Origin of the sequence: Thermodesulfatator autotrophicus, from assembly GCF_001642325.1 — a bacterium.
Lineage (GTDB): Bacteria > Desulfobacterota > Thermodesulfobacteria > Thermodesulfobacteriales > Thermodesulfatatoraceae > Thermodesulfatator > Thermodesulfatator autotrophicus.
The window spans coordinates 37,265-61,303 of the sequence record NZ_LSFI01000003.1 but is presented as its reverse complement, the minus strand read 5'-3'; the positions used below and the strand labels follow the sequence as shown (position 1 = coordinate 61,303).

The following is a 24,039-nucleotide window of genomic DNA, read 5'->3' as shown; positions in this document are numbered from 1 at the left end:
CTACGTATTCTTTACGAGTGAGAGGGACAGGCAAAATTTTTGCCTGATGATTTCTTGAAGCTAGTGAAACTATGAAGCTAGAGCTAGAACAGAACGAAAAAATGGGGACAGGCAAAACAAACAGAGCTACCAAGAAGAAACATGGCACCGAGATTGCATGAAAATTTTGGCGATGAAAGCGATAAAAGTTAATCCCCAACTTGGTTTACTTGAAGCCTTAGAAGGTGGGCGTCTTCTTATCAGGCGCCTTGACGTTACCGCCAACAACCTGGCCAATGTATCTACACCAGGTTATAAGCGAGATGTTCTCGGTTTCCGTGAAGTGCTCATGCGCAAGTTCCCCTTTCGTTCTCCTGATGACTGGCGCACGTTCAAAGAAGTGACACCTAAGACGGATTTCCAACATGGCCCTATTGAACATACGGGAAACCCCCTGGACTTAGCCATAGGGAGCGAGGGTTTCTTTAAAGTTGAAACTCCTAACGGCATTGCCTACACCCGGGCTGGTAATTTCCGCCTGGACGCTGAGCGCCGCCTGGTCACAGCCCAGGGCTATCCAGTGCTTGCTGACGGAGCTCCCGTTGTCATTGACCCTGGCCTTGCCAAAGGTGGGCTTACCACCATTGAGAATATTCGCTTTCAGGTTGACACCTCTGGTGTCATTTCCATTGACGGTACTGAAATAGGTCGCTTTGACATCGTTACTTTTAATGACCCTAACAAGCTCAAAAAATACGGTGAAAACCTTTTCGTGGCCGAAGAAGGTGCCCAGGAAATCCCGGTAGAAAATCCTGATCTACGCCAGGGTTATCTTGAAGGCTCAAATGTGGAGCCCCTGGTGGAGATGGTAAAACTCATAGAAATTCAGCGAGAATTTGAGGCTATTCAAAAGTCCATTCAAAGGCTTGGAGATAATACCAGCCGGATGATTGAAACTTACGGAAGAACATAAGGAGGAAGAAATGATAAGAAGCCTATGGTCAGCTGCCACAGGCATGCAGGCCCAGCAGTTAAAGCTTGATGTTATTGCCAACAACCTGGCCAATGTAAATACCGCCGGGTTTAAAAAGAGCCGCCCGGACTTTCAGGACCTTCTGTATCAGAAGCTCAAGCTTGCCGGCGCCTTGAACGGCGAAGGCTCACAGGTGCCAGTAGGCATGGAAATCGGCCTTGGTGTGCGGCCGGTTTCTGTAGAAAAAATCTTTACCCAGGGCGATTACGAGCAAACCAATAACGAGCTTGACCTGGCCATTGAAGGCCAGGGGTTTTTCAAGGTTATCGTAAACGGTGAGGAGCTTTACACTCGCGCTGGCCACTTTAAAGTTGATCGCGACGGCTACATCGTTACCCCTGACGGCTACAAACTCCAACCCGAGATTACCGTCCCTCAGGGAACCGTGCGCCTTGAGATAACGCAAGACGGCCAGGTAACAGCGGTTATGGGAGACGGCACCACCCAGAATCTTGGCCAGATTCTCCTTTATGACTTCCCAAATCCCGCAGGCCTCTATGCCGTGGGGCGGAATCTTTTGCAGGCAAGTGACGCCGCGGGCGATGTAATTGAAGGCACACCAGGTTCAGAAGGTTTTGGCACTATAGCTCAGGGCTATCTTGAAATGTCAAACGTGGACGTGGTGGAAGAAATGGTCCAGATGATTGTTACCCAGCGGGCCTATGAGGCCAATTCTAAGACTATTCAAACGGCAGATAGCCTTCTTGAAATGGCCAACAACGTGAAACGGTAAGGTGCCATGAGGAAGTATTTGCCTGTCATAATTTTGACTATTTTCTTAACTGCCCAGGCTCTCTGGGCCAAAACTTACGATGAGGCCTTTTTCCGCAAGCTCTTCTTAAAAGAAGTCTCAGAAAGGCTTACCTGGGTTAAGGGCGAAATCAAGATTGAAAGGCTCATTGTGGAGCCAGAGCGCGTTGAGCTCCCTGATAATGCCAGTTTTGTGGTTCGCCTGAAAGGCCGGCCAAAGCTCGGGCTTAATACGATGCTGGTTGATTTTTACCAAAACGACAGGGTGCTTGCCCGGGTGCGGGTTATGGGCTTTATGGAAGCCTATCTTCCGGTGCTGGTGGCCCAGCGCCCCCTTGGCCGCCACGAAGTTATTGACGAAAGCGATGTAGCCCTTGAAAAGCGGCCGGTCAGCCGCCTGCCGCAGGATGCCATAAATTCTCTGGAAAACGCCCTTGGCAAAAGGCTTAAAGTCAGCGTGCGGCCCGGGCAGGTAATAAGGGCTTATGCCCTTGAAGTGCCTCCGGTGGTTAAACGAGGGAAAATCGTTCGCATTGTGGCTAGAGGGCCAAACTTTATGGTTACTGCCCTGGGTGAGGCCCGCCAGAATGGCCGCCCGGGAGAGATAATCCGGGTGCGCAACCTTTCTAGTAAAAAAGAAATTTTTGCCCAGGTGGTTAACGCGGGCACGGTGGAGGTGAAGTTCTAATGGTCAAAAAATTGACTTTTTTGAGTTTGTTGATTCTGGCTTTAGGGCTTACGGCTTGTGGGCCACCTAAAAACGTGGCCATAGGGCCGCCGCCACCGCCAAAAGTCTATGTGCCTGTCCCCAAACAGGAGAAGCCCAAAGAAGGCTCACTTTTTGCCGGTAGCCAGAGCTTTTTCTTTGAAGACCACCGCGCCCGGCGGGTGGGGGATGTCATCACCATAAAAATCGTTGAGAACTATCAGAGTTCAAGCAAGGTTAGTAACAAAATCTCCCGCAAGTCTGAAGCCAGTGCCGGTATCAAGGCCATGCTCGGTTTTGAAAAGGCCATTGAAGAAAGGAACCGCCGTTTTAATGCAGACCCCATGTTTAGCGGAGGCCTGGGGTCCACCACTGACGGCCAGGGCCAGCTTTCGCGTAATACCAACATCGTGGCCACTATCACCGCCAGAGTGGTGGAGGTCCTTCCTAACGGCAATTTGGTGATTCAGGGAGTGCGTACGGTGCGGCAGGACGAAAATCTTGAATACATCACTATTACCGGCATTGTGCGCCCGCAGGATGTGGCGGCGGACAATACCGTGCTTTCCACCCAGCTGGCTGACGCTCGCATTGAATATAGCGGTATGGGGCCAGCCACCGAGGCCACCCGGGGCCCTGGCTGGTTATCCCGAGCCTTATTCCTTATCTGGCCGTTTTAAGGGGGTAAATGGTGAGGCGGGTTTTGATTCTACTGCTAGCCATATTGTTAAACTCAGGGTCCATTCACGCCGCACGCCTTAAAGATCTGGTAAACATTGAAGGCGTGCGCTCAAATAGCCTTATTGGCTACGGCGTTGTGGTGGGGCTTCAAGGCACCGGTGACGGAGACCAGAGTAAGTTTGCCGTGCAGTCGGTGGTGAACATGCTTGAACGCTTTGGCGTTCATGTGGATCGCAACCAGGTGAAGCTCAAAAACGTAGCCGCGGTGATGGTAACCGCTGAGCTTCCCCCTTTTGTAAGGGCTGGCCAGCGCATTGATGTAACAGTTTCCTCTATTGGCGATGCCAAGAGCCTCCAGGGAGGCACGTTGTTAATAACCCCCCTCCGTGGCCCCGACGGCCAGGTTTATGCCCTGGCCCAGGGGCCAATTTCTCTAGGTGGCTTTGCCGCGGCTGGAGCCGGCGCTACGGCTCAGAAAAACCACCCCACAGTGGGCAAGATTCCCGGCGGAGCCATTGTTGAAAGAGAAGTCCCGGTTAGCATAAACGGCAAAGGGGTCTTACGCCTCTCTTTTCGGGAGACAGACTTTACCACGGTGGCCCGAGCGGCTGAGGCTATAAACGCCTATCTAAACGGCCCCTACGCCAAGCCCCTTGACGGACGCACTTTGACGGTCCTGGTGCCAGCAAAGTATCGCGGAAAGGTGGTTTCCCTGCTGGCAGAAATAGGTGACCTTTCAGTTGAGCCAGATGTCCCGGCACGTGTGGTGATAGACGAACGCACCGGCACGGTGGTTATGGGGGAAAACGTGCGTATCTCCCGCGTGGCCATTGCTCACGGCAATCTTTCAGTGCAGATAAAAGAGACCCCTCAGGTGATACAGCCGCCTTTTTCGGCTGGAGAAACAGTAGTAGTGCCTGAAACAGAAATAAAAGTAGAAGAAGAAAAAGCTCGCCTGGTGGTGCTTGAAGAAGGGGTAAGTATTGGGGAGCTGGTGCGGGCGCTTAACGCCGTTGGCGCTACCCCGCGGGACCTCATTGCTATCTTCCAGGCCATAAAAAGGGCAGGGGCCTTACAGGCTGAACTGGTCATTATGTAGGAATTTTTATGAAGATAACAAGCCTTGACCTGAAAAGCATTCAAAAACTTGAAAGCCTGGCTAAAAAAGACCGTGAGGCTGCTTTGCGTAAAGCCTGCCAGGAGTTTGAGGCTGTTTTTCTTTACCAGATATTAAAGGGCCTTAAAAAAACTATACCTGAAGGCGGATTGGTGCCGAAAAGTTTTCAAAGGGAGATGTATGAAGACTTTTTTTATCAGGAAGTTTCAAGAAGGCTTGCCCAGAAAGGCACCGGACTCTCAGAGATGCTTTACCGGGAGCTTAGCCAGAAATACGGGAAAATGGCCGGGAGTAAATAATGAGAGAGGGGTTGGCACTTTTAAAGAGATTACTTCGGCCTTTTACTAGGCCTTGCGGTGACGCTTTCTCTTTGTCACCGCGAGGAGGCCAAAAAGCCGACGAAGTAATCCTTGTCCCGAGCGGTAGCGAAGGGATCTGGATTGCTTCGCTCCGCTCGCAATGACGAGGTGGGAACATGGCTCGCAATGACTGAAAGGGGTATGGCCCGCAATGAGATGCACTATTGTTACGGCGAGCGGGGTGAAGCAGCCTCATAAAACAGACAGGAGGTAGGCCATGAGAAATCCCTGGCAAAGGCTTGCGGAAATCTTAGAAGAAGAACGCAAAGCCATTGTTTCTGGCAACATAGAAAAACTTCTTGATTGTCTCAAAGAAAAAGAAACCCTTCTCAAGGACCCGAGTCTTAAAAAAGCGCCGCTTTCGCGTGAACTCCGCGAAGAGATCACTCGCCTGAGTGAGCACAACCAGATGCTTCTTAAAGCCGGGCTTGCCTTTATTGAAGAGGCCTACCGCTTTCTTGGCAAACACTTTGCTCCCAAAGGGGTTTACACCGCCAAGGGTAAAGCTGAAAACATAAAAGGAGCACAGCTTTTAAGCGTAGAGGTGTAAAATGGCTGGCCTTTATAGCGCTTTAAACATTGCCAAAAATTCGCTTCTGGCCTTTCAGACAGGAGTCCATGTTACCGGCCACAATGTGGCCAATGTGGACACCGAGGGCTACTCTCGCCAAAAAGTGGTAAACGCACCTTACCCGCCCACTCCCGGGCCGGCTGGCCCCATGGGAAGCGGAGTCAAAGTAGAGCAGATAAAACGCTACTTTGACGCCTTTCTTGAGGCCAATCTCAACCTGAAGCGCAGTGACCTTGGCCTTCTTTCTGCGGAAGAGACCGGGCTTGACCTTATTCAGGGCCTTTTTAACGAGGCCAACCCCCTTGGCCTTTCCAAGATGCTTGATGACTTTTTTACTGCCTGGCAGGGGCTTTCTAACCGGGCTGAGGGTATTCCTGAACGCCGGGTGGTAATAGAAAAAGGACAGGTTCTGGCTGAGGCCATAAGTGATAAATACCAGGGCATTGTTGACCTTGAGCAAAATGTAAGGCTTAAACTGCGCGATGTGGTAAATGAAATAAACGACCTTGCCAAGCAAATTGCCGAGATAAACCGCCAGATAACCGCCGCTGAATCAGGCCTACATCAGGCCAACGACCTGCGGGACCAGCGCGATAAATTGGTAGCCAGGCTCTCAGAGCTTGCCCAGGTGCGCTACTTTGAAAACAGCCAGGGAGCTTATGCCGTAATCCTTGGAAACGGCTACAACCTGGTTGACATTGATTCCTACTGGCACCTTGAACTTTACGGAAACGAAGTCTATTGGTTTGGCCACTCAGGTGAAAAAGTAAGGCTTACCAGTGAGGAAGTTTCTCAAGGAAAGCTCGGGGGCTGGCTTCGCATCGTGGAGCAGATCTCAAACGACTGGAACTACGAATATGTTATCTCCGAACGCAATGTCTTTACCCCGGATGGCAAACTGGTAAAAGAAAACACCACCTGGAAAGAACTCGGATTAACTGGTGGTGTTAACATTACCTTTAGTGGGACGGATCACTTCGGTGAAGAAATCACCGGTAGCTACTCCACCACTGATGACACCCAAACCGTAAGGGATTTTTTAAACGCCATAGAAAAGGCCTATCACTACAAAGTGCAGGCCTATCTTACTGAAGACGGCCGTCTGGTAGTAAAAGACGCTGTGCAGGGGGGAGGGAAACTTACCTTTGAAATAACCTCCGGGCCTCTGGCCTTTGGCCGTTTTGACGACGAGGCCGCCAACCACCGGGTGGAAGAGCTAAACCTTACGGGCAAGTTTCAGCTCTTTGCCAAAGAGTTAATACGGGCGGTAAACGAAATTCACACCCAGGGCGTGGGGCTTAAGTTTTATGAAGGTGAGCTAGAGGGAACTTTTCAGAGTGACGGCAGTTTAAAGAGCTTGCCTTTCTTTCAGGACATAAAAGGCGACGGTTCTCTTTTTGTGTGGCTTAAAGACCCGGCTGGAAAGATTACCCCGGTTAAGGTGGATTTCGCTTTGCCTTCCACAGCCACTTTAGACGATGTGGCTGGCCAGATAAACGATGCCTTTAAGAGACTTGGGTTTAATCCTGACACTTCGGTTAAGGCCCTGGTGCGGGGAGGACGGCTGGTTTTTCAAGCTCAGGAGGGCTTTGGCTTTGCTTTTTCTAACGACACCTCAGGAATTTTAGCGGCTACAGGGATAAACGTTTTCTTTACAGGCTTTGATGCGGGAAGCATAGGCCTTAACGAGAAGCTTTCGGTTAATCCCGAATACCTTGCTGCGGCGCGTCTTGACCGTGAGGCCTGGCGTAGTGAAACAAATCTTTTTTCAGAGTTCAGAAGTAAGCTTCCTGTTTCTTCCTGGACGAGCCCTGTCAGTGAAGGTGATTACAAGCTTTTCTTGCGTTTTTACGATGCTAGCGGAAAGTCGTTAAACCAAAACTTTCTCGTGGCTTACAATTTGGCCTCCAGTGAAGCGGATATCAACAATTTGAAGACTCAGATAGAAAGCTTCCTGGCCAATAATTATCTTGAGGACTTCCAGGTGGAAACTTTTCGTTTAAACGGAAATGAGTGGGGGCTTAAAATATTTTCCTCTTTTGAGGACAGGCTAGAAGAAGTGCGTCTGGCGCTAAATAACGAGTTTTCTTTGGGGGCTACCATTGAAGACCAGGTCTGGGTAGATGTAAGAGCAGACGATACTTTAAAAGACGTCATGGCTCGCCTTGATAGAGTGGCAGGCTTGAGAGCTTATGTTGACCCTGACGATTACCTAGTTTTAAGGCTTGACCCAAATTCTTATAAAAATTACGCTTCTTTTGAACTTGGCCTTGAGGACCCTGAAAACAAAGGTTCTCTTTTGAAAGAGTTTAAAAATCTTGGCCTTTATGTGCCTCAATTTAATCAGGCAACCGGGAAAAGCATTTTTTCAGGCCTTGAGCCCTTATTAAAACCCACGCAGTATGTGGCAGATATTGGTAGCCTTGATCCGTCCTCTCTAGGCTTTTCCGGTTCTCTTACCGTGAGTTTTTTTGATGCTTCTGGCCAGGAGATAGCCGGTTCAAGCTTTTCTGTCTCTGGTGGTAGCCTTTCTGATGTCGTGGCTACTCTTGATGCCCGAAGCGAGCTTAAGGCTTATATAGACAATGGCGAAGTTGTCATCACCCTTGAGAATCCACCTTCTGGAACGGCTTATTTTGTGCTTGAAGAAGATAACGAAGCTGCGTCCTGGGGGCACATTTATCTTAATGGCGGTAGTTTTGATCTTTCTTTTAAAATAGGCACCATAGAAAACTGGCTTTTTGACGAAAAAGTTAAACCCATAGATGTTGACCCTGAAAACGAAGTCTCAGATCCTTTCCGCATAGCTATTAGCAGTGACGAAGGGCTTATCCAGCTAATTAAAAAGTATAATGCCCCTGAAAATGCCCGGTATGGCCTTTTGGCCGAAATAGACACCGCTGGCCGCCTGGTGGTAAAAACCTCTGGTCTTTACGACACCAGAAGTTTTGTGATTACCGATGGCGGGGTTAAAGAAGCCTTCGCTGAAAACATTACCGCTAATAAGTTTGACCCTGATGAAAACAACTGGTATTTCCTTACGGATTCTCCGGTAGGGTTAAATGATTCTTTTGATGCCCAAAGTATTACTATAAGCTACTTAAAGCCTGATGGAACCACCTTATCCACAGAAACCATATCACTTAACTCTGGCGATACCCTGGAAGATTTTCTAAAGAAATTAAATAAGGATTCTGACACAGATACTGAATTTATAGATTCCGATAACGACGGTGTGCCAGACTTTTCTGCAGGCCTTGATGCTTCAGGGCGTCTTTATCTTCGCATAAACGACCCAGACCTTGATAACGACGGCCAGGCTGACTGGGTTTCTTTTAAGATGGAAAGCTCCCTTACCGACCCTGAAGGCAACCTGGTGGCTTATCTTGGCAGAAAGAGTTATACGCAGACACGGAGCCTTATAGATGACCTTCAGGGCTTTTCACCTCAGCCTGGAGATAACCGCAACGCCTTAAGGCTTTCCGCCCTTTCTGACGCCAGGCGTGAAAACCTTGGAGAGGCTTCTATTTCTGACTACTACACCGCCATTGTAGGCGAAGTAGGTATTGCCACCAAGACCGTCAAAAACTCTAAAACTTTTATGGAAGACCTTATAAACCAGCTAAACATCATGCGCGACAGCATTTCTGGGGTTTCCCTTGACGAAGAGATGGCCAATTTAATCAAGTATCAACAGGCCTTTTCCGCTTCAGCCAAAATATTAACGGTGGCAGACGAAATGCTCGATACATTAATACAGAGCAAGCGTTAGGAGGGGCTAGATGCCAATTCGCATTGGGCTTAAAACCCAGTATGACCGCATGTTAAATCATCTTAACCGTTTGACCACCGAGCTTAGTGACCTTCAGGCCCAGGCGGCCTCAGGTATAAAGTTTGATAAGCCGTCAGATGCTCCTGTGGCCCTGGTAAACACCCTTAACTACCGCAAGGCTATTGAAGAAATAGACCGCTATCAGTCTTCTATTACTGAAAGTAGAGGCTATCTTGAAGCTATAGACAAAGCTTTTGACGGTCTGGAAAACATCGTAACCAGAGCCAAAGAACTGGCCATCCAGGGCGCAAACGATACTTTAAATGACCAGGATCGTCTGGCTCTGGCCAGAGAGGTCTGGAATCTCCTTGAGGAGGCGGTGGCGGTAGCTAACTCTCGTCATAACGGGCGCTATATATTTGCCGGGAACAGGCCCACTGGTTATGAAAATGGGCCTTTTAGTCTGGTTAAAGAGGCCCTTCCTGGAGGAGAAGAATTAGTAAAAGTAGTTTATGAAGGAGGCCGTGAAGACTTATTTCAGGGCTATGGCCCAGGGCAAGAGATTCTTGTGGGCCGAAACGGCGAGGAGGCCGTCTCTAAGTCAGAGATTTTTGAAAGCCTTATCGGACTTTATAAAACCCTTTCTAACAACAATCAGGTTGACCCCAAAAAAGAAAACGAAAACATCCAGCTACAACTGGAAAGGCTAGATAGGGTTTTAAACAAACTTACAGACCAGCACGCTGATGTAGGGGCAAGGCTTGATCACCTTGAGCTAAAAGAAAACCTTTACGCGGATTTGAAAGTCAGCATTCAGGAGAATATCAGCCGCACTCAGGATGTTGACCTTTTGGAGGTGGCTACACAGATAAGAGCTAAAGAGGTGGCTTATCAATCAGCGTTAGCAGCCACGGCCAAGGTGATGCAACTCAGCCTGGTTAACTATCTTTCCTAGGAGAAGGCTTTGTTAATACTTCGTCGCAGACCTGGTGAAAGCATAGTTATAGGTGGAGAAATAGTAATTAAGGTGCTTGAGGTAAGTGGTAACCAGATAAAATTAGGAATAGAAGCTCCGGCTCATATCCCTGTACATCGTTTAGAAGTACTTGAACGAATAAGGCAGGAAAACTTAAGCGCGGCCAGGGTGCCGTCAGATTTAGAAAACTTTTTGTTAAAACTAAAGAAATGAAAATTATGAAAGGCGTGAGAGAGATTGTTTTACTGGGATTGCTTCGGCCTCTGCCGAGGCCTCACAATGACTGGGAAAGGGTGTGGCCTCGCCATGACACTTTCAAAGAAGCCGAAAGACTGAACCGGAGGCCATACGTGGAGCACGAAGTGACCAATACTGGGTTTATTACGAGGAGGTGTGTAAGCACCGACGAAGTGACCCACTACTGGGGCATTACGAGGAGCACGAAGTGCGACGAAGTGACCCAACGGGTCATTACGAGGAGGCACGAAGTGCCGACGAAGCAGTCCCGGGGACAAGCAAAGCTGTCTTATAAAAACTAGCAGGGAGGAACCGTGGAAATAGAAACCACTCGTTTTGGAAAGTTAGAAATAGACGATTCAAAAATAATCTTTTTCCCTTCCGGGATTCTGGGTTTTCCTGAAGCCAAGCGCTATGTGCTGATTCCCCATGCTGATGACTCACCTTTTCTATGGCTTCAGGCCGTAGATGTCCCTGAGCTTGCTTTTCTGGTAATTCTTCCAAGAGAAGTGTTTGAAAACTACTCTCCTGACATTCCCAAAGAAGCCTTAAAAGAACTTCACTTTCAAGATGGCGACGAAATTGAGTTTTTAGGTATAGTTACCGTCCCTCCTGGAAAACCTCAGGAAATGACTGTAAATCTCATGGGGCCAATCGTGTTAAATGTGGATAAAAAACTTGCCAAACAGGTGGTCCTTGATCAGGACTATCCTTTAAAACAGCCTCTAAAACACCTTTTTGAAAAGCCCGCCGCGGCCTAGCCAGCTGTCACTGCGAGGGGCACCTTCTCTTCGCTGAGATTGCTTCGGCCTCTGACGAGGCCTCGCAATGACAAGCTCCTTTTGTCACTGCGCTTTTGCACTGCGAGGAGCACCTTTTTCTCCTTTTGTCACTGCGAGGAGGCATCTTCTACTGTCACTGCGAGGAGCGCGGAAGCGCGACGAAGCAGTCTCAGGGACAGGCGAAGTATTCTCCGAAATAAAAAGGCCAGAAAATTAAAGTCTTAAAAAAACAGGACGATAAGTATTAGCAGAGGCCAGGAGATAAAGAAAGGAGGTGAAAGATAAACAAGTTTAAGCTTACAGGCCTCATGCTTAGCTTTACTTAAGTCAATTTAATTCTCAGGCAGGGAAGCCTGAAACAAAAAAAAACACAAGGAGGTAAAGAGTTATGCCAATGGTAGTTAACACCAACGTTTTTTCTATCAACGCTCAGAGGAATCTTGACAAGACCCAGAGTCTTCTTCAGCGTTCACTTCAGCGTTTGTCTTCAGGTTTGAGGATTAACAGCGCCAAGGACGACGCCGCAGGCCTTGCCATTGCCACCCGCATGCAGGCCCAGATTAAGGGGCTTGCCATGGCCATGAAAAACGCCAACGACGGTATCTCCCTGGCGCAGACGGCCGAAGGCGCCCTTGACGAGTACACCTCTATTCTTCAGCGTATGCGTGAGCTGGCGGTGCAGGCCAGAAACGCCACCAATACTGATGCAGACCGTGAGTCTCTTAACGCCGAGTTCCAGCAGCTCAAAGCCGAGCTTGACCGAATCGCTAACACTACTTCTTTTAACAACAGGAAGATCCTTGACGGCACTTTCGGTAAAGCCGCCTTTCAGGTAGGCCCCAATGTGGGTGAATTGATTGAACTTGAGCTTACCACAAGCGTCAAAACAAAAGATGTAGGCCGTTATGCAGATAGAGTTTTTAGCTTAGAAAGCTATAATATCCAAGATACTACTTATAGTGATGGCTTTACAAACGATTTTTCTAAGGTTGATGCAAATGGTGAGTTTAAGATCAATAGTGTAGATATTTATGCGAATACTGGCTATGATACATCTAGCTTGCCTAATGGGCTTGATAGTGCCAAAAAACTTGCCGCCGCTATTAACCAGACTGCCGAAATAAATGAGAATGTTACTGCTACGGCCTTGGGAGTTAAGGTTAAAGTTGATGCCAGTAAATTTACCTCCTTTTCTTTTAATGATGATCCAACTACTTCTGATGATCTAGAATATACTTTAAGCATAATGGACGAGCAGGGTAACTGGTATCAAGTAGCAAAATTTGGTGAAGGTGATCCTGTTCCTACTGCTGAAGAGCTGGCCGATCTTTTCAATGCCCATTATGAAAATACCGGCGTGCGGGCTTCGGTAACTGATAGCGGAGACCTTATCCTTACCGCTGATGACGGCCGTAATATTGTAATTCGAGAAACCTTGAGTGGAGCTTCTGATGCTGGTGACCAAGTCTCAGGCTTTTTTGATGGAGCTACCCGTTATGTTATGGATAACGGTGAGGATCTGGATGCACAGACTATTTCCAGAGCAGCTATTACACAAGGTGCTCCTGATCAAGTAATCGTCTATAAAGGTGGCTTAAAGATTGAAAGTAAAGAAGACTTTACCGTACACGTAAATTATACTGCTAGCAATCAGGACCTTTTCACCAGCTACAACAGTGCTCCTCAGGGTACTGGTTCTGAGGAGACTCTTACAGTAGGTAGTGAAACTTTAGAAGGTATGGATATTCTTACGGTTTCTAATATTGACAAAGCTATCAAGCGCATAGACCAGGCCCTTGAAGACATCAGCTCTTTCAGGGCGGACCTTGGTGCTATCCAGAACCGCCTTGAGTCCACCATTCGCAATCTGGCAAGCATTCACGAGAACCTTTCGGCCTCGCGTTCTCGTATCATGGACGCTGATTTTGCCGCAGAGACGGCCAACCTAACCAAGGCCCAGATTCTCCAGCAGGCGGGCACGGCTGTGCTGGCCCAGGCCAACATGATTCCGCAGCAGGCTTTGACCCTCCTCCAGGGTTAGTCTAAATGAGCCGGCCCTTTGGGGCCGGCCTCTATTCACTTTAGCTTAGGAGGCTAGAAATGACGGGATATGCGCAGGCGGCTATCTCTGCTTATAAACGCATAGAAGTAAATACCTATTCTGACAAAAGGCTTATCCTTTTAAAACTTTTTGAAGGGCTTATGGACTCCATTAAAAAGGCAGCTAGAGCTATTTTAAGTCAAAATTATGAAGAAAAGGGCAAAAACATCGCCAGAGCAGTGGCTATCCTCGGCGAGCTTTGTGCTGCCCTTGACCGCGAGCAAGAAGCCGAGTGGCTTACCAACCTTGAAGCCCTTTATTTTTACGCCATGCAGGAGCTTACTCTGGCTAACCTTGAAAATGACCTTTCTCATTTGAAAAATGCCGAAAGGGCTTTAACACCCATTTACGAAGCCTGGCAGGAAGCCGTAAAAATCTCTCGCCAACAGGAGCGAGAAACAGCAGGAGAAAAGTAATGAACACTATTCAGGAACTTTTTGCTATTAATGAAAAAATTGAACTGAGCCTAAAAGAAAAAAGAGCCGAAGAACTCCCTGCGCTCCTTGCGTCTCGCCAGGATTTATACGAAAAATTTTTCCACGAGTTTACTCCCAAAAACGAAGGTGAACTTGCTCTCGTAAAAATGCTTCACGAAAAAGAAAAGAAAATAGCGGCTCTGGCCGAAAAATATAGAGAGGAACTTTTAGCAGAGCGTAAACGGCTCTCTGAAAAGAAAGCCTGTTTGCTTTCTTACGAAAAAACTTCAAGGGGGATTTAAATGGGTATAAGCGTTGGTGGTCTGGTCTCTGGGCTTGATGTTGATAACATTGTCTCTCAGTTGGTAGAGGTTGAGCGCCGTCCTATAAAACTTCTTGAAGCCAAAGAACAGGCCTATCAGGTTAAACTTAGCTCTTACGGCCAGCTTAAAGCCTCCATTGAAGAGCTGGCTAACCAGGTTGATTCTCTAAAAAGTTTAGAACTTTTTGATACTTTTCTGGCTTCGTCTTCAAATGATTCTATAGTTTTTGCCGAAGTTAACGGCACTCCTGAAGAAGCCGTTAACGAGCTTGTAGTTAACCGACTGGCCACTTTCCAGCGCTTAAAAAGTGAGGCCTTCTCAGACTTAAACGAAGAAATTGGCACCGGCAAACTTAAGATTTCTATCGGTGATGAGCCAGCTGTGGAAATAGAAATTACTGAAGAAAATAATACCCTGGCTGACATCGCCAGGGCCATAAATGAGGCCGAAGCCGGTGTTAAAGCTCAAGTAGTAGCTGATGGCACCGGGAACTACTTTTTGCTCCTTTCGGGCGAGAAAACCGGCGCAGCCAATACCATCAAGATAGAAGTGGACGAAGACGGAGACGGTGTTTTTAACGAAAGTCCTGACGAACAGGACACCACTGGTCTTTCGCGGCTGGCCTTTAATCCTGATGTTCAAAATCTTACTGAAACCCAGGCTGCTCAGGATGCCGAAATTATTTATAACGGGATAACTGTTTATCGCCCTGAAAATACCGTAGAAGACTTGATAGAAGGTGTTAAACTCACCCTGAGAAAGGCTGACCCTTCAGAAACCGTCACCATAACTACTCAAAGAGACTGGCAAAAACTTGAAGACGCCCTAAACGGCTTTGTGGAAAAATTTAACACTACTATGGGCCTTTTAAAGGACTTGCAAAAGTTTGACCCGGCCAACCCGGAAAATAACGGGGTTTTGCTGGGAGACACCACCATCTCACTCATTAAAACACGCTTAACGAGACTTACTTCCATTTTAGCTGGCGAGGCCACGGCTACTATAAGAAGCCTTTCTGACATGGGTATAGTTTTTAACCGTGATGGCTTTCTGGAAGTAGATAACGAAAGGCTGAACAACGCCCTTCAAAACCACTTTGAAGAAGTAAAGGCTATTTTTACAGACTCTGAAAATGGACTCTGGGCCCAGTTTGGTCAGGTGCTAAAAGGTGTGGAAGAAAGCTTAAAGGCTAAAGAAGACGGCCTTGAAAAGTCCCTTGAGCGTATTTCTGAGAGAAAAACTCGCCTGGAAGAGCGTATCAGTCGTTATGAAGAAAGGATCCGCGAGCAGTTCAACAACCTTGAAGTGCTTTTAGCTCAATATCAAAAGACTTCAGAATACCTGGGCCACCAGATAGAAGTCTGGTCTAGCCTTATAACCGGTAGTAAGAAGTAACCATTCTTTTTCAATCCAGCTACCTTACAGAGCGTCATCGAGAGCGACACAGTCGCCGTGGCGAAGTGACCCTACCAGGTCATACGAGGAGGTCCGCAGGGCCGACGAAGTGACCCAATGGGTCATACGAGGAGCACGAAGTGCGACGAAGCGACCCTACCAGGGTCGTTACGAGGAGGTGCGTGAGCACCGACGAAGTAATCCCCCGAGATTGCTTCGTGGCTTCACCCCTCGCAATGACGGGTGAGGGCTCGCAATGACGCAGTAGGGAGGCTAGCATAACAGCCCAAAATTGTCGTTTGTTTTGTGCTCCCATTCCTGTGAAAACATCAACCAATAACCACCAGCTTCCTTTAAATAGATTCCTGTGCGTGGTCAAAGCCTCCAATTTGTTGTGCCTACTGGTGGTCGGTCAGGTTAATATTATTGGCGACAAGAAGGTTTATGACTCCAAATTGCTTGAGAAAAATTAAAGTCTAGAAAAATCTAGTTTTGTATATTTTGATTTGTGATAATCTTTTATAATGTACATATAAAAGCCATTCAGATGAGGTATTTTATGGAGAAATTAAAGCGTTTAGCTATAAATGAAGAGGGTTTTATTTTTGATCCCGTTTCAGGAAATAGCTTTACCACTAATCGTGTAGGCTTATGGATTCTTCAAAAACTTAAAGAAGGCAAAACCCCTGAAGAAATAATAAGTGAATTGCCAGGATATTTTGAGGTTGATGCTGAGACCGCTGAACGTGACGTGACTGATTTCTTAGAACAGCTACGGCATTACAAGCTTATTTAAAAGGAGTTTTTATGTCTGAAGAAATAGTGGTGGCTGTTTCAGGCATTAACGCTGTTGATAATCCAGGCCCGGGGTTAGGTGTTATTAGAAGTTTAAAAGAAGACTCTTCTCTTAAAATAAAGGCCATTGGCCTGGCCTATGATGCTATGGAGCCGGGAATATATCTTGACTGGCTGGTTGATAAATCATTCATTATGCCTTATCCCTCAAGTTCAGAAGAAGATTACTTGGCCAGACTGTTTTACATTAAAGATGTGACAGGTCTCCAGGTAGTAATTCCTACTCTAGATGCTGAGCTTCCCCTTTTTATAAAAGGAGAACAGGAATTAAAGTCTAAAGGGATTGAGACTTTTCTTCCTACCTGGGAACAGTTTGAGCTACGCTCTAAGCAGCGATTAATAGAAATGGCTCCTCGTCTCGGTTTGTCTGTTCCTCCAACAGAACAGGTTTCTTCATATTCAGATCTCTTAAAAGCGCTTGATCGTATAGGTTTTCCAGCTATGGTAAAAGGTCTTTTTTATAAGGCTTATCGTGTACACACCTTTGCTGAAGCTGAAGGAGCTTTCTATAAAATTGTAGAAGAATGGGGATATCCTGTTCTGGTTCAAAAAGTTATTCAGGGTGAGGAATTAAATGTAGTGGGAGTGGGAGATGGAGAGGGCGGTTCTTTAGGTATGATGGCCATCAAAAAGCTCTGGATTACTTCTCTTGGCAAAATATGGACAGGAGTAACTATAAAGCACGAAGTTTTACTGGAGTCATCGCAAAAATTTTTACGTGAAACCGGCTGGCGAGGAGCTTTTGAGCTTGAGTGTATAGCCACTGACGACCGTATTTATTTGATAGAGATAAACCCTCGTTTTCCGGCCTGGTTATACTTTGCTACTGGGGCTGGCATAAATCTTCCAGCAAGACTGGTCAAAAAAGTATTAGGCCAACCTGTTGAGACCCATTCAGAATATGAAGCCGGACGCCTTTATATACGTTACACTTACGATTTAGTTACTGATATGGATGTTTTCCAAAAAATAGTAACGCGTGGTGAAACTTAATTCACAAGGAGAGCCGGAATGAAAGAACCTTACGAAAAACCCCTTATAAAAAAAGTTCAGGTGGGACTTAGTAATAAGTTTGGTTCTGTTTATGGTCGCCATTTGCGTCCTGAAATAGACGGAGTACCTATTAGTGACTTAGTCTCTAGATTTGGTTCGCCGCTTTTTGTTTTTTCTGAAAGGCGATTAAGAGAAAAATATCGTCAAATATATCAAATGTTTTCTACAAGATATCCAAATGTTCATTTTTCCTGGTCTTACAAAACCAACTATTTAGATGCTATTTGTGCTATCCTTCATCAAGAAGGAGAGACTGCAGAAGTTGTTTCAGAATTTGAATATGAAAAAGCTCGCAGATTGGGAGTACCAGGTTCTGAAATAATTTTTAATGGTCCTTATAAACCTATTTCTGCTCTTAAAAGAGCTGTTCAGGAAGGTGCTCTTATAAATATTGACCATTTTGATGAAATTTATGATTTGGAAGACATTGCTGAGGAACTAGGTAATTCTATTAAAGTAGGTATTAGACTAAATATGGATACAGGAATAAGTCCTCAGTGGACACGTTTTGGTTTTAATTTGGAATCAGGCCAGGCGTTAGATGCAGCCAAAAGAATAGTTTCTGGCGGTAAACTAATATTAAGTGGCCTACATTGTCATTTAGGTACTTTTTTACTTGAACCTAGAGCTTATGCCAAAGCTATAGAAAAGATGGTAGATTTTGCTTATGAACTTGAAGATAATTTTGGTTTAAAAATAGAATATCTAGATATAGGTGGTGGATTTCCTTCTCGTAATCGTCTGAAGGGAATTTATTTATCACCAGAAATTGCTGTTCCTCCTATGGAAGATTTTGCAGAAGCTATTTGTGATACCTTATTATCAAAACTTAAACCTAATGATTTTCCTAAACTTATTTTAGAAACAGGTAGGGCTATAGTAGATGAGGCTGGTTTTTTAATCACTACTGTGCATGCTAGTAAACGATTACCCGATGGTACTCGCTCTTATGTAGTAGATGCTGGAGTAAATATTCTTTTTACGGCATTTTGGTACAACTTTAAAGTAGAGCTTGAAGAAGATATTCCAGGTCCAGCTGAGCCATGTATAATTTACGGCCCACTTTGTATGAACATAGATGTAGTAGCTGAAAACGTACAGTTACCTCCTTTACCCAGAGGAACACGCCTTATATTTTCTCCGGTAGGGGCTTACAATGTTACCCAATGGATGCAGTTTATTCGTTATCGTCCAGCGGTGGTATTAGTGGGAGAAGATGGTCAAGTTGACGTGATCAGAGAAGCAGAAACATTAGATGATGTTATAAATAGAGAACGCCTTCCTGAAAGGCTAGTATTGAAAATGTCTTAAACTGATTTATGAAAACAACTTTTCAAAGTGATAAAAAAATTATTCAAAAAGAAATAATTTTAGAAGAACAAAAATTAATTTTAAAGAAGATTCGCTCTTTTTGGGGTTATTTTAGAACTATAGCCAATAGTTATTCTGAAATCTTTTTCTTTGAGAATTTTTGGCTTGGTTTGTTATTATTAGCCGCTACTTTTATTTACCCTAATATCGGTTTATCTGGCCTTATATGTGTATTATCTGCTTATGAATTTGCCAGGTTTTTAGGTCTAAAGAAAATTTTTCGTGGCTCTGGTTTTTATACTTATAATCCCTTATTAGTAGGTCTATCAATTGGCTACTTGTTTAAGCTTTCTCTATTTAGTTTTTTCCTGATAGTGACTGCTGGAATTTTAACTTTTATAATTACTTTTGGATTAGCTAACATTTTCTATCATTTTTTTCGTTTGCCAGTACTTAATATTCCTTTTGTTTTAATAAGTACAGCTATATATTTGGCCTCTTATAAATATAGTAACCTTTTGTTTACCGAATTTAAAACTTGGTCTTTCCTTATAGATGTCGCTGAGCACTTACCAATCTGGTTTTTAGGTTTGACTCAATCTTTAGGAGCTCTTCTCTTTTGTCCCCATTTTATAGGAGGACTTATTTTTTTAACTGTTATATTTTTGGCTTCGCGCATTTTATTTGTCCTGGCTGTAGGAGGCTATTTTTTAGGCCTTTTAATACTGTCTTTTCTTGAGGGTTCTATTTATCAAGCAGCCAGTAATTTGGGTGCTTTTAATTTCAGTTTGATAGCCATGGCTATAGGTGGAGTCTTTCTTATTCCTAGTCCTAAAAGTTATATTCTGGCGGCATTATCAGTGGCTATTTCCCCTTTTCTTTTAGATGCATCTACTTTTTTTTGGGCTCAGTATGGTATCCCTTCCTTTACCCTTCCTTTTAATGTAGTAGTTCTTTCTTTGTTATATACTTTAGGTCTAGCTGGTTTTCCCTTGCTGGCTTCTTACTATCGCGGTTCACCTGAACGTACACTTGACCACTATTTGTCTTATTTAGCTAGATTTCCAGGAACATTGCGTACATTGAGTTTACCAGTAGCAGGGGAGTGGACAGTATGGCAGTCTTTTGACGGCTCCTGGACCCATAAGGGAATATGGCGCTATGCAGTTGATTTTGTCATTACGGATGAGAACGGTCAGACCTATCACGGCGATGGTATATATCTTGATGATTACTATTGCTTTGGCAAACCTGTTCTTTCTCCAGTTAGAGGGAGGGTGGTGAGTCTGGCCAATGACATAGAAGACAACCCTCCTGGGACGGTTAATGAGACCCAAAATTGGGGAAATTATGTTCTAATATATGATGAGCGCGGCTTTTATGTGTTGCTTGCCCATTTTAGAAAGGATTCCATCAAAGTAAAAGAAGGGCAGTGGGTGGAGCAAGGTCAGATATTGGGGCAGTGTGGCAGTTCAGGATATTCTCCTCAGCCCCATTTACATGTTCAGGTACAACTGACTCCAGAGTTAGGGGCCCCTACGCAACCCTTTAGTTTTGTGCATTACGCTGTTTTAAAACATAATAGCTTAATCTATAAAGCCAACGATATCCCTAAAGAAGGAGAACTGGTTCAAGGTCTTTATCCAGATAAGGCTATGGAAAATATGATGTCACTAGTTCTTGACCAGGAAATGACCTTTGAATTTATAGTAAATGGTATTCCTCAAAAACAGATAAGCTTTAAAGTTCACATGGATACTGATGGCACATATTATTTGGCCCAAAAACATGATTCTCTCTATTTTAATAAGTTTGAAGGTACTTTTTATTTTTTACGTCATGACGGCCAGGCTATCTGGTTTAAAATGTTATTTTTAGCTCTACCGAGGATGCCATTGGTTTACCAGAAAGGGCTTGTGTGGGAGGACTTTTTACCTCTAGAGACTTTTTATGGTCGGGTGAAACGGGCCTTTTATACTTTTTTAGCCTCTTTTAATCATCGCCTGGCTGAAATAAAAGGTATTTATGAATTTTCTGCTCCTAACCAAATAAAAGGAAAAATTAGCCAGGGAGGTGAAGAAATAAAGACTCAAGTAATATTGGACTCTTTAAAAGGCTTTGTACAAGAGGTAGTTCTTGATAGTAAAAAATATAAATTATCTTTAAGGAGGTTATCATGAAAAGGTTTGCTATTTTTATTTTGTTAATTTTTGTAGTAGGTATTCCAAAAGCTTGGGCTCAAGACTGGGATTCGTATGCTAGCTTGTATTTGAGTTATTTTGATTTTCAAAATTCGCCAGTTAAAGATAATGGCTGGACAACTACGGGTTACTTATCCTTAAAAAATAGTTATGCTCATACTTTAGAATTGGGTATATCACAAACAGAAATAGATTATAAAATAGGAAATGATTTATCTCAAACTGATTTTAATATAGTTTATTCTAATACTGACCAAATCCTTAAAAATTATATTTTTAAATTTGGCTTTCATTATATCAATACTGATGATGAACTCACAGATAGCGGGAAAATTTTTTACTTTCAGTGGAAATATTATCAAACATATAACTGGAATGCAGGATTAGAATTTGCTTATTCATTATATAATTCTTTTTCTACTACTTCTGGTGATGACTTAAATGTATTTCAGGTTAGGCCACATTTTGGCTATTATTTTGCCTTTCTTGGTAAAAGAATATATGGTGAATCTCGTTTATATTTTATTCATACTAATGAAAATGTTGGTACCTTTGATAGGAATAACTTTTCTTTTGAACAATATTTTAGCACTTATATAGGATTAACAGACTTTAAAGTTTCAGGTTGGTTTGGAAAACAGATTTTTGCTGTTAAAAATGAAGGTTTTGTAGTCTATAACTTGTCTGATGAATATTTAGGTGGTTTTTCTTTTGAAGTAGGTCATAAAATTACTAGTAAATTAAGGGCAGCTTTTAATTTATCTCAAGAGTGGTTAAAACATTCTGGATATAACGACAATGTTAGTCAAACAGTTATTACTTTAAGTATTGGTGGTAGCTTTTAAAAGTTAAGGAGGTTGTGATGAAAAAAGGCTTAATCACTTTTGTTTTAGGTCTTTTTCTGATAACATCTTCAGCTCTGGCTTTAGATGTGCCGCAGGCTTTCCGTGATTCCTATCGTTATGAAAAGATGGGTGCTTATCAAGATGCTATTAACGTTCTTTTGCCTGTTCATCAGAAGTATCCAAATTTTTATTTGGTTAATTTAAGATTAGGATGGCTCTATTATCTGGCCAGAAAATATAGAAACTCAATTGATTATTATGAAAAAGCCTTAAATATAAATCCCAATTCATTTGAAGCTCTTTTAGGACTATCTTTACCATATATGGCTCAAAAAAATTGGCCCAAAGTAGAAGACCTAATGAGAAGACTGATAAGAGAAGATAGATATAATTATTACGGAAACTTACGTTTGGCTATAGCGTTGCGCCTTCAGAATAAAGCTGATCATGCCGAGAGAGTGATGCGAAAAATGCTGCAACGCTATCCTACCGATGTGCTGTTTTTGGTAGAGCTTGGCCAGGATTTGTGGTGGCAGGGGAAGAAAAAAGAGGCCAGGCGAGTTTTTCGTCAGGTTCTTCTTTTGTCTCCAGAAAATGTAATAGCTAAAACATTTTTACAAAAATAGATTTAAAAGAGAGGTTAAACCGCCCCAAATTGGCCGAAGGCTGAACATAAAAAATCTTTGGAAAGATAAAGGGGTAAGGCATGGATAAAACAATTTTTGAGGGGGAGTTGTCCCCCTCTTTTTCATGCCTATTTTCCGTAAAAAAATATGGGTTCAACCAGTTTTATGCCGTTCTGGTTAACCATTTCCAGGGCTTTTTCAAAAAGATTATCAGGTACTTTGAAGATGAGGATAGCTGAATCCTTGCCCCCCACAAAGGCGTAAGTGTAATCAATGTTTATGTCTGCCTCTGTCAAAGCTTTTACTACCTGGTAGAAGCCGCCAGGTTTGTCAGGCACTTCTACGGCAAAGACTTCCTGTTCTTTAACGGTGAAACCTTCTTTTGAAAGGACTGAGCGGGCCTTTTCCGGGTTATCCACCACCAGGCGGAGGATACCAAACTCGGCACTTTCTGCCAGGGCAAGAGCCCTTATATTGACATTGGCTTCGGCCAGCACCCTGGTGACTTCTTTTAGTCTTCCTTTGCGGTTTTCAAGGAAAATGGAAAGCTGTTTTATTGCGTATTTACCTCGCATTTTGGCCTCCTTTAGGCTATGTCTTTAAGCTCGCGGCGGTCAACCACCCGCTTGGCTTTACCCATGGAGCGTTCAAGGGTTTTGGGTTCAACCAGTTTAACCCGTGCTCTCAAGAATAAAGCATTGGCCAGTTCTTCTTCAAGTTTGCGCTTCAGGTTTTCAAGAGAGCCAATATCTCCGGTAAAGACCCTTTCGTCCACTTCTACCCACACTTCCAGTACGTCAAGAACGCCTCGCTTGTCAACCACGATTACGTAATTGGGCGTAAGGCCTTCTACTTGAGTGAGCACGTGCTCTACCTGAGAAGGAAAGACGTTTACTCCAGAGACGATGAGCATGTCGTCTGTACGGCCTACAATGCGGCCCATGCGTAGAACAGTGCGTCCGCATTTGCACGGAGCTTTGTAAAGGCTGGCAATATCTTTGGTGCGGTAGCGGATTATGGGAAGCCCCTGTTTGCTGAGAGTGGTAAAGACGAGCTCTCCTTCTTGGCCTTCAGGGAGAACTTCCCCTGTTTCAGGGTTTATGATTTCCGGGATAAAGTGGTCTTCAAATATGTGCAGTTCTCCTTCAGGGCAGCTGGCGGCTACTCCTGGGCCGATGATTTCAGAAAGTCCGTAAGCTTCAAAATACTTTATGCCCCAGGCCTCGGCTACGGCCTGGCGAAGGCCTTCAGAAGCAGGTTCAGCCCCAAAAAAGCCCGCTCGTAAAAGAAAGTCTTTCGGTGGGTCAAACCCTTCCTCTCTGGCTACTTCTGCCAGGTGTAGGGCGTAAGAAGGGGTGCAGCAAAGGATAGTGGCACCAAAATCCTTGAGAAGCATAAGCTGCCTTTTGGTAAAACCTACGCTTGAAGGTACCACCGCGGCTCCTACGGCTTCGGCTCCGTAATGAAAACCAAGGCCTCCAGTAAAAAGCCCATAACCGTAGGCGTTATGCACCACGTCTCCCGGGCCAACGTTGGCCATCTTGTAGGTGCGATACATCACTTCTGTCCAGACTCTCAGGTCATTTTCAGTGTAGCCAACTACCGTGGGTTTTCCAGTCGTGCCTGAAGAGGAATGTATCCTTACTATTTGATCCATAGGAGCGGCAAAAAGGCCAAAAGGATAATTGTCTCTTAAGTCCTGTTTGGTGGTGAAGGGGAGATTTTTAAGGTCATCAAGACTTTTTATATGCTGGGGCTTAAGGCCAATTTCATCAAACTTTTTTCTGTAAAAAGGCACCAGGTGATAAACCCGTTCTACCGTATCCTTTAAACGCTTGAGTTGAATAGCTTCTAAATCTTCGCGGGGCAGAAAATCTTTTTTATACCAATCCATAAGGCCTCCTTATATTTTCTTTTAGTTTTGCTCATAATCCAGCCCTTTATTTTTGG

Annotated in this window: 23 protein-coding genes; 21 read left to right on the top strand and 2 right to left on the bottom strand. The window is 44.6% G+C overall.

The window, feature by feature from the left end:
* Nucleotides 1-157: 157 nt before the first annotated feature.
* From flgF to TH606_RS01015, 21 genes are all read left to right on the top strand, one after another.
* Nucleotides 158-952, top strand: coding sequence for a flagellar basal-body rod protein FlgF (gene flgF / locus TH606_RS01120; protein WP_231887716.1), 795 nt, complete (start codon nucleotides 158-160; stop codon nucleotides 950-952).
* A gap of 10 nt (nucleotides 953-962) precedes the next feature.
* Nucleotides 963-1,745 carry a flagellar basal-body rod protein FlgG gene (gene flgG, locus TH606_RS01115; RefSeq protein ID WP_068540753.1) on the top strand — a complete coding sequence of 261 codons (783 nt, stop codon included), beginning with the start codon at nucleotides 963-965 and terminating at the stop codon, nucleotides 1,743-1,745.
* 6 nt (nucleotides 1,746-1,751) lie between these two features.
* Nucleotides 1,752-2,450 carry a flagellar basal body P-ring formation chaperone FlgA gene (flgA, locus tag TH606_RS01110; protein ID WP_082863447.1) on the top strand — a complete coding sequence of 233 codons (699 nt, stop codon included), beginning with the start codon at nucleotides 1,752-1,754 and terminating at the stop codon, nucleotides 2,448-2,450.
* The gene (locus TH606_RS01105; RefSeq protein WP_068540750.1) at nucleotides 2,450-3,148 is read left to right on the top strand and encodes a flagellar basal body L-ring protein FlgH; all 699 of its coding nucleotides are present in this window, start codon (nucleotides 2,450-2,452) and stop codon (nucleotides 3,146-3,148) included. The genes flgA and TH606_RS01105 overlap by 1 nt, the downstream gene beginning before the upstream one ends.
* Before the next feature lie 8 nt (nucleotides 3,149-3,156).
* On the top strand, nucleotides 3,157-4,248 hold the full coding sequence (locus TH606_RS01100) for a flagellar basal body P-ring protein FlgI (protein WP_068540748.1): 1,092 nt from the start codon (nucleotides 3,157-3,159) through the stop codon (nucleotides 4,246-4,248).
* 8 nt (nucleotides 4,249-4,256) lie between these two features.
* A complete protein-coding gene (locus TH606_RS01095) occupies nucleotides 4,257-4,565 on the top strand; it encodes a rod-binding protein (RefSeq protein ID WP_068540746.1) in 309 nt (102 codons plus the stop codon).
* A gap of 277 nt (nucleotides 4,566-4,842) precedes the next feature.
* Nucleotides 4,843-5,175, top strand: a complete 333-nt coding sequence (locus tag TH606_RS01090) for a hypothetical protein (protein WP_068540743.1) — start codon at nucleotides 4,843-4,845, stop codon at nucleotides 5,173-5,175.
* Nucleotide 5,176: 1 nt separating this feature from the next.
* Nucleotides 5,177-8,968: a flagellar hook-associated protein FlgK gene (flgK, locus tag TH606_RS01085; RefSeq protein WP_068540740.1), complete on the top strand. Its 3,792-nt coding sequence runs from the start codon at nucleotides 5,177-5,179 to the stop codon at nucleotides 8,966-8,968.
* Nucleotides 8,969-8,978: 10 nt separating this feature from the next.
* Complete coding sequence (gene flgL / locus TH606_RS01080; protein WP_068540738.1) at nucleotides 8,979-9,923, top strand: flagellar hook-associated protein FlgL; 945 nt, start codon at nucleotides 8,979-8,981, stop codon at nucleotides 9,921-9,923.
* A gap of 9 nt (nucleotides 9,924-9,932) precedes the next feature.
* A complete protein-coding gene (gene csrA, locus TH606_RS01075) occupies nucleotides 9,933-10,157 on the top strand; it encodes a carbon storage regulator CsrA (RefSeq protein ID WP_068540736.1) in 225 nt (74 codons plus the stop codon).
* 338 nt (nucleotides 10,158-10,495) lie between these two features.
* On the top strand, nucleotides 10,496-10,942 hold the full coding sequence (gene fliW, locus TH606_RS01065; RefSeq protein WP_068540732.1) for a flagellar assembly protein FliW: 447 nt from the start codon (nucleotides 10,496-10,498) through the stop codon (nucleotides 10,940-10,942).
* A gap of 409 nt (nucleotides 10,943-11,351) precedes the next feature.
* On the top strand, nucleotides 11,352-13,004 hold the full coding sequence (locus tag TH606_RS11965) for a flagellin N-terminal helical domain-containing protein (RefSeq protein ID WP_068540730.1): 1,653 nt from the start codon (nucleotides 11,352-11,354) through the stop codon (nucleotides 13,002-13,004).
* 59 nt (nucleotides 13,005-13,063) lie between these two features.
* Nucleotides 13,064-13,480: a flagellar export chaperone FliS gene (gene fliS / locus TH606_RS01055; protein ID WP_068540727.1), complete on the top strand. Its 417-nt coding sequence runs from the start codon at nucleotides 13,064-13,066 to the stop codon at nucleotides 13,478-13,480.
* Nucleotides 13,480-13,782, top strand: coding sequence for a hypothetical protein (locus TH606_RS01050; protein ID WP_068540724.1), 303 nt, complete (start codon nucleotides 13,480-13,482; stop codon nucleotides 13,780-13,782). Before fliS ends, TH606_RS01050 begins: the two co-directional genes overlap by 1 nt.
* Nucleotides 13,783-15,198 (top strand): flagellar filament capping protein FliD, encoded by a 1,416-nt coding sequence (gene fliD, locus TH606_RS01045; RefSeq protein WP_068540722.1) that lies wholly within the window; start codon nucleotides 13,783-13,785, stop codon nucleotides 15,196-15,198.
* Between the two features lie 559 nt (nucleotides 15,199-15,757).
* Entirely contained in the window at nucleotides 15,758-15,994 is a 237-nt protein-coding gene (locus tag TH606_RS01040) for a PqqD family protein (protein ID WP_068540720.1), read from the top strand.
* A gap of 11 nt (nucleotides 15,995-16,005) precedes the next feature.
* Nucleotides 16,006-17,046, top strand: a complete 1,041-nt coding sequence (locus TH606_RS01035) for an ATP-grasp domain-containing protein (protein ID WP_068540717.1) — start codon at nucleotides 16,006-16,008, stop codon at nucleotides 17,044-17,046.
* A gap of 18 nt (nucleotides 17,047-17,064) precedes the next feature.
* Complete coding sequence (locus TH606_RS01030) at nucleotides 17,065-18,417, top strand: type III PLP-dependent enzyme domain-containing protein (RefSeq protein WP_068540715.1); 1,353 nt, start codon at nucleotides 17,065-17,067, stop codon at nucleotides 18,415-18,417.
* Nucleotides 18,418-18,425: 8 nt separating this feature from the next.
* Complete coding sequence (locus tag TH606_RS01025) at nucleotides 18,426-20,597, top strand: urea transporter (protein ID WP_068540713.1); 2,172 nt, start codon at nucleotides 18,426-18,428, stop codon at nucleotides 20,595-20,597.
* Entirely contained in the window at nucleotides 20,594-21,463 is an 870-nt protein-coding gene (locus tag TH606_RS01020; protein ID WP_068540710.1) for a hypothetical protein, read from the top strand. The genes TH606_RS01025 and TH606_RS01020 overlap by 4 nt, the downstream gene beginning before the upstream one ends.
* A gap of 17 nt (nucleotides 21,464-21,480) precedes the next feature.
* Nucleotides 21,481-22,089: a tetratricopeptide repeat protein gene (locus TH606_RS01015; protein ID WP_068540708.1), complete on the top strand. Its 609-nt coding sequence runs from the start codon at nucleotides 21,481-21,483 to the stop codon at nucleotides 22,087-22,089.
* A 128-nt stretch (nucleotides 22,090-22,217) separates the two neighbouring features.
* Here the strand turns inward: TH606_RS01015 and TH606_RS01010 are convergent, their stop codons facing one another.
* Together TH606_RS01010 and TH606_RS01005 are read right to left on the bottom strand one after the other, a co-directional pair.
* Nucleotides 22,218-22,664 carry an ACT domain-containing protein gene (locus TH606_RS01010; RefSeq protein ID WP_068540706.1) on the bottom strand — a complete coding sequence of 149 codons (447 nt, stop codon included), beginning with the start codon at nucleotides 22,662-22,664 and terminating at the stop codon, nucleotides 22,218-22,220.
* 11 nt (nucleotides 22,665-22,675) lie between these two features.
* Nucleotides 22,676-23,983, bottom strand: a complete 1,308-nt coding sequence (locus TH606_RS01005) for a phenylacetate--CoA ligase family protein (RefSeq protein WP_068540703.1) — start codon at nucleotides 23,981-23,983, stop codon at nucleotides 22,676-22,678.
* Nucleotides 23,984-24,039: the final 56 nt, after the last annotated feature.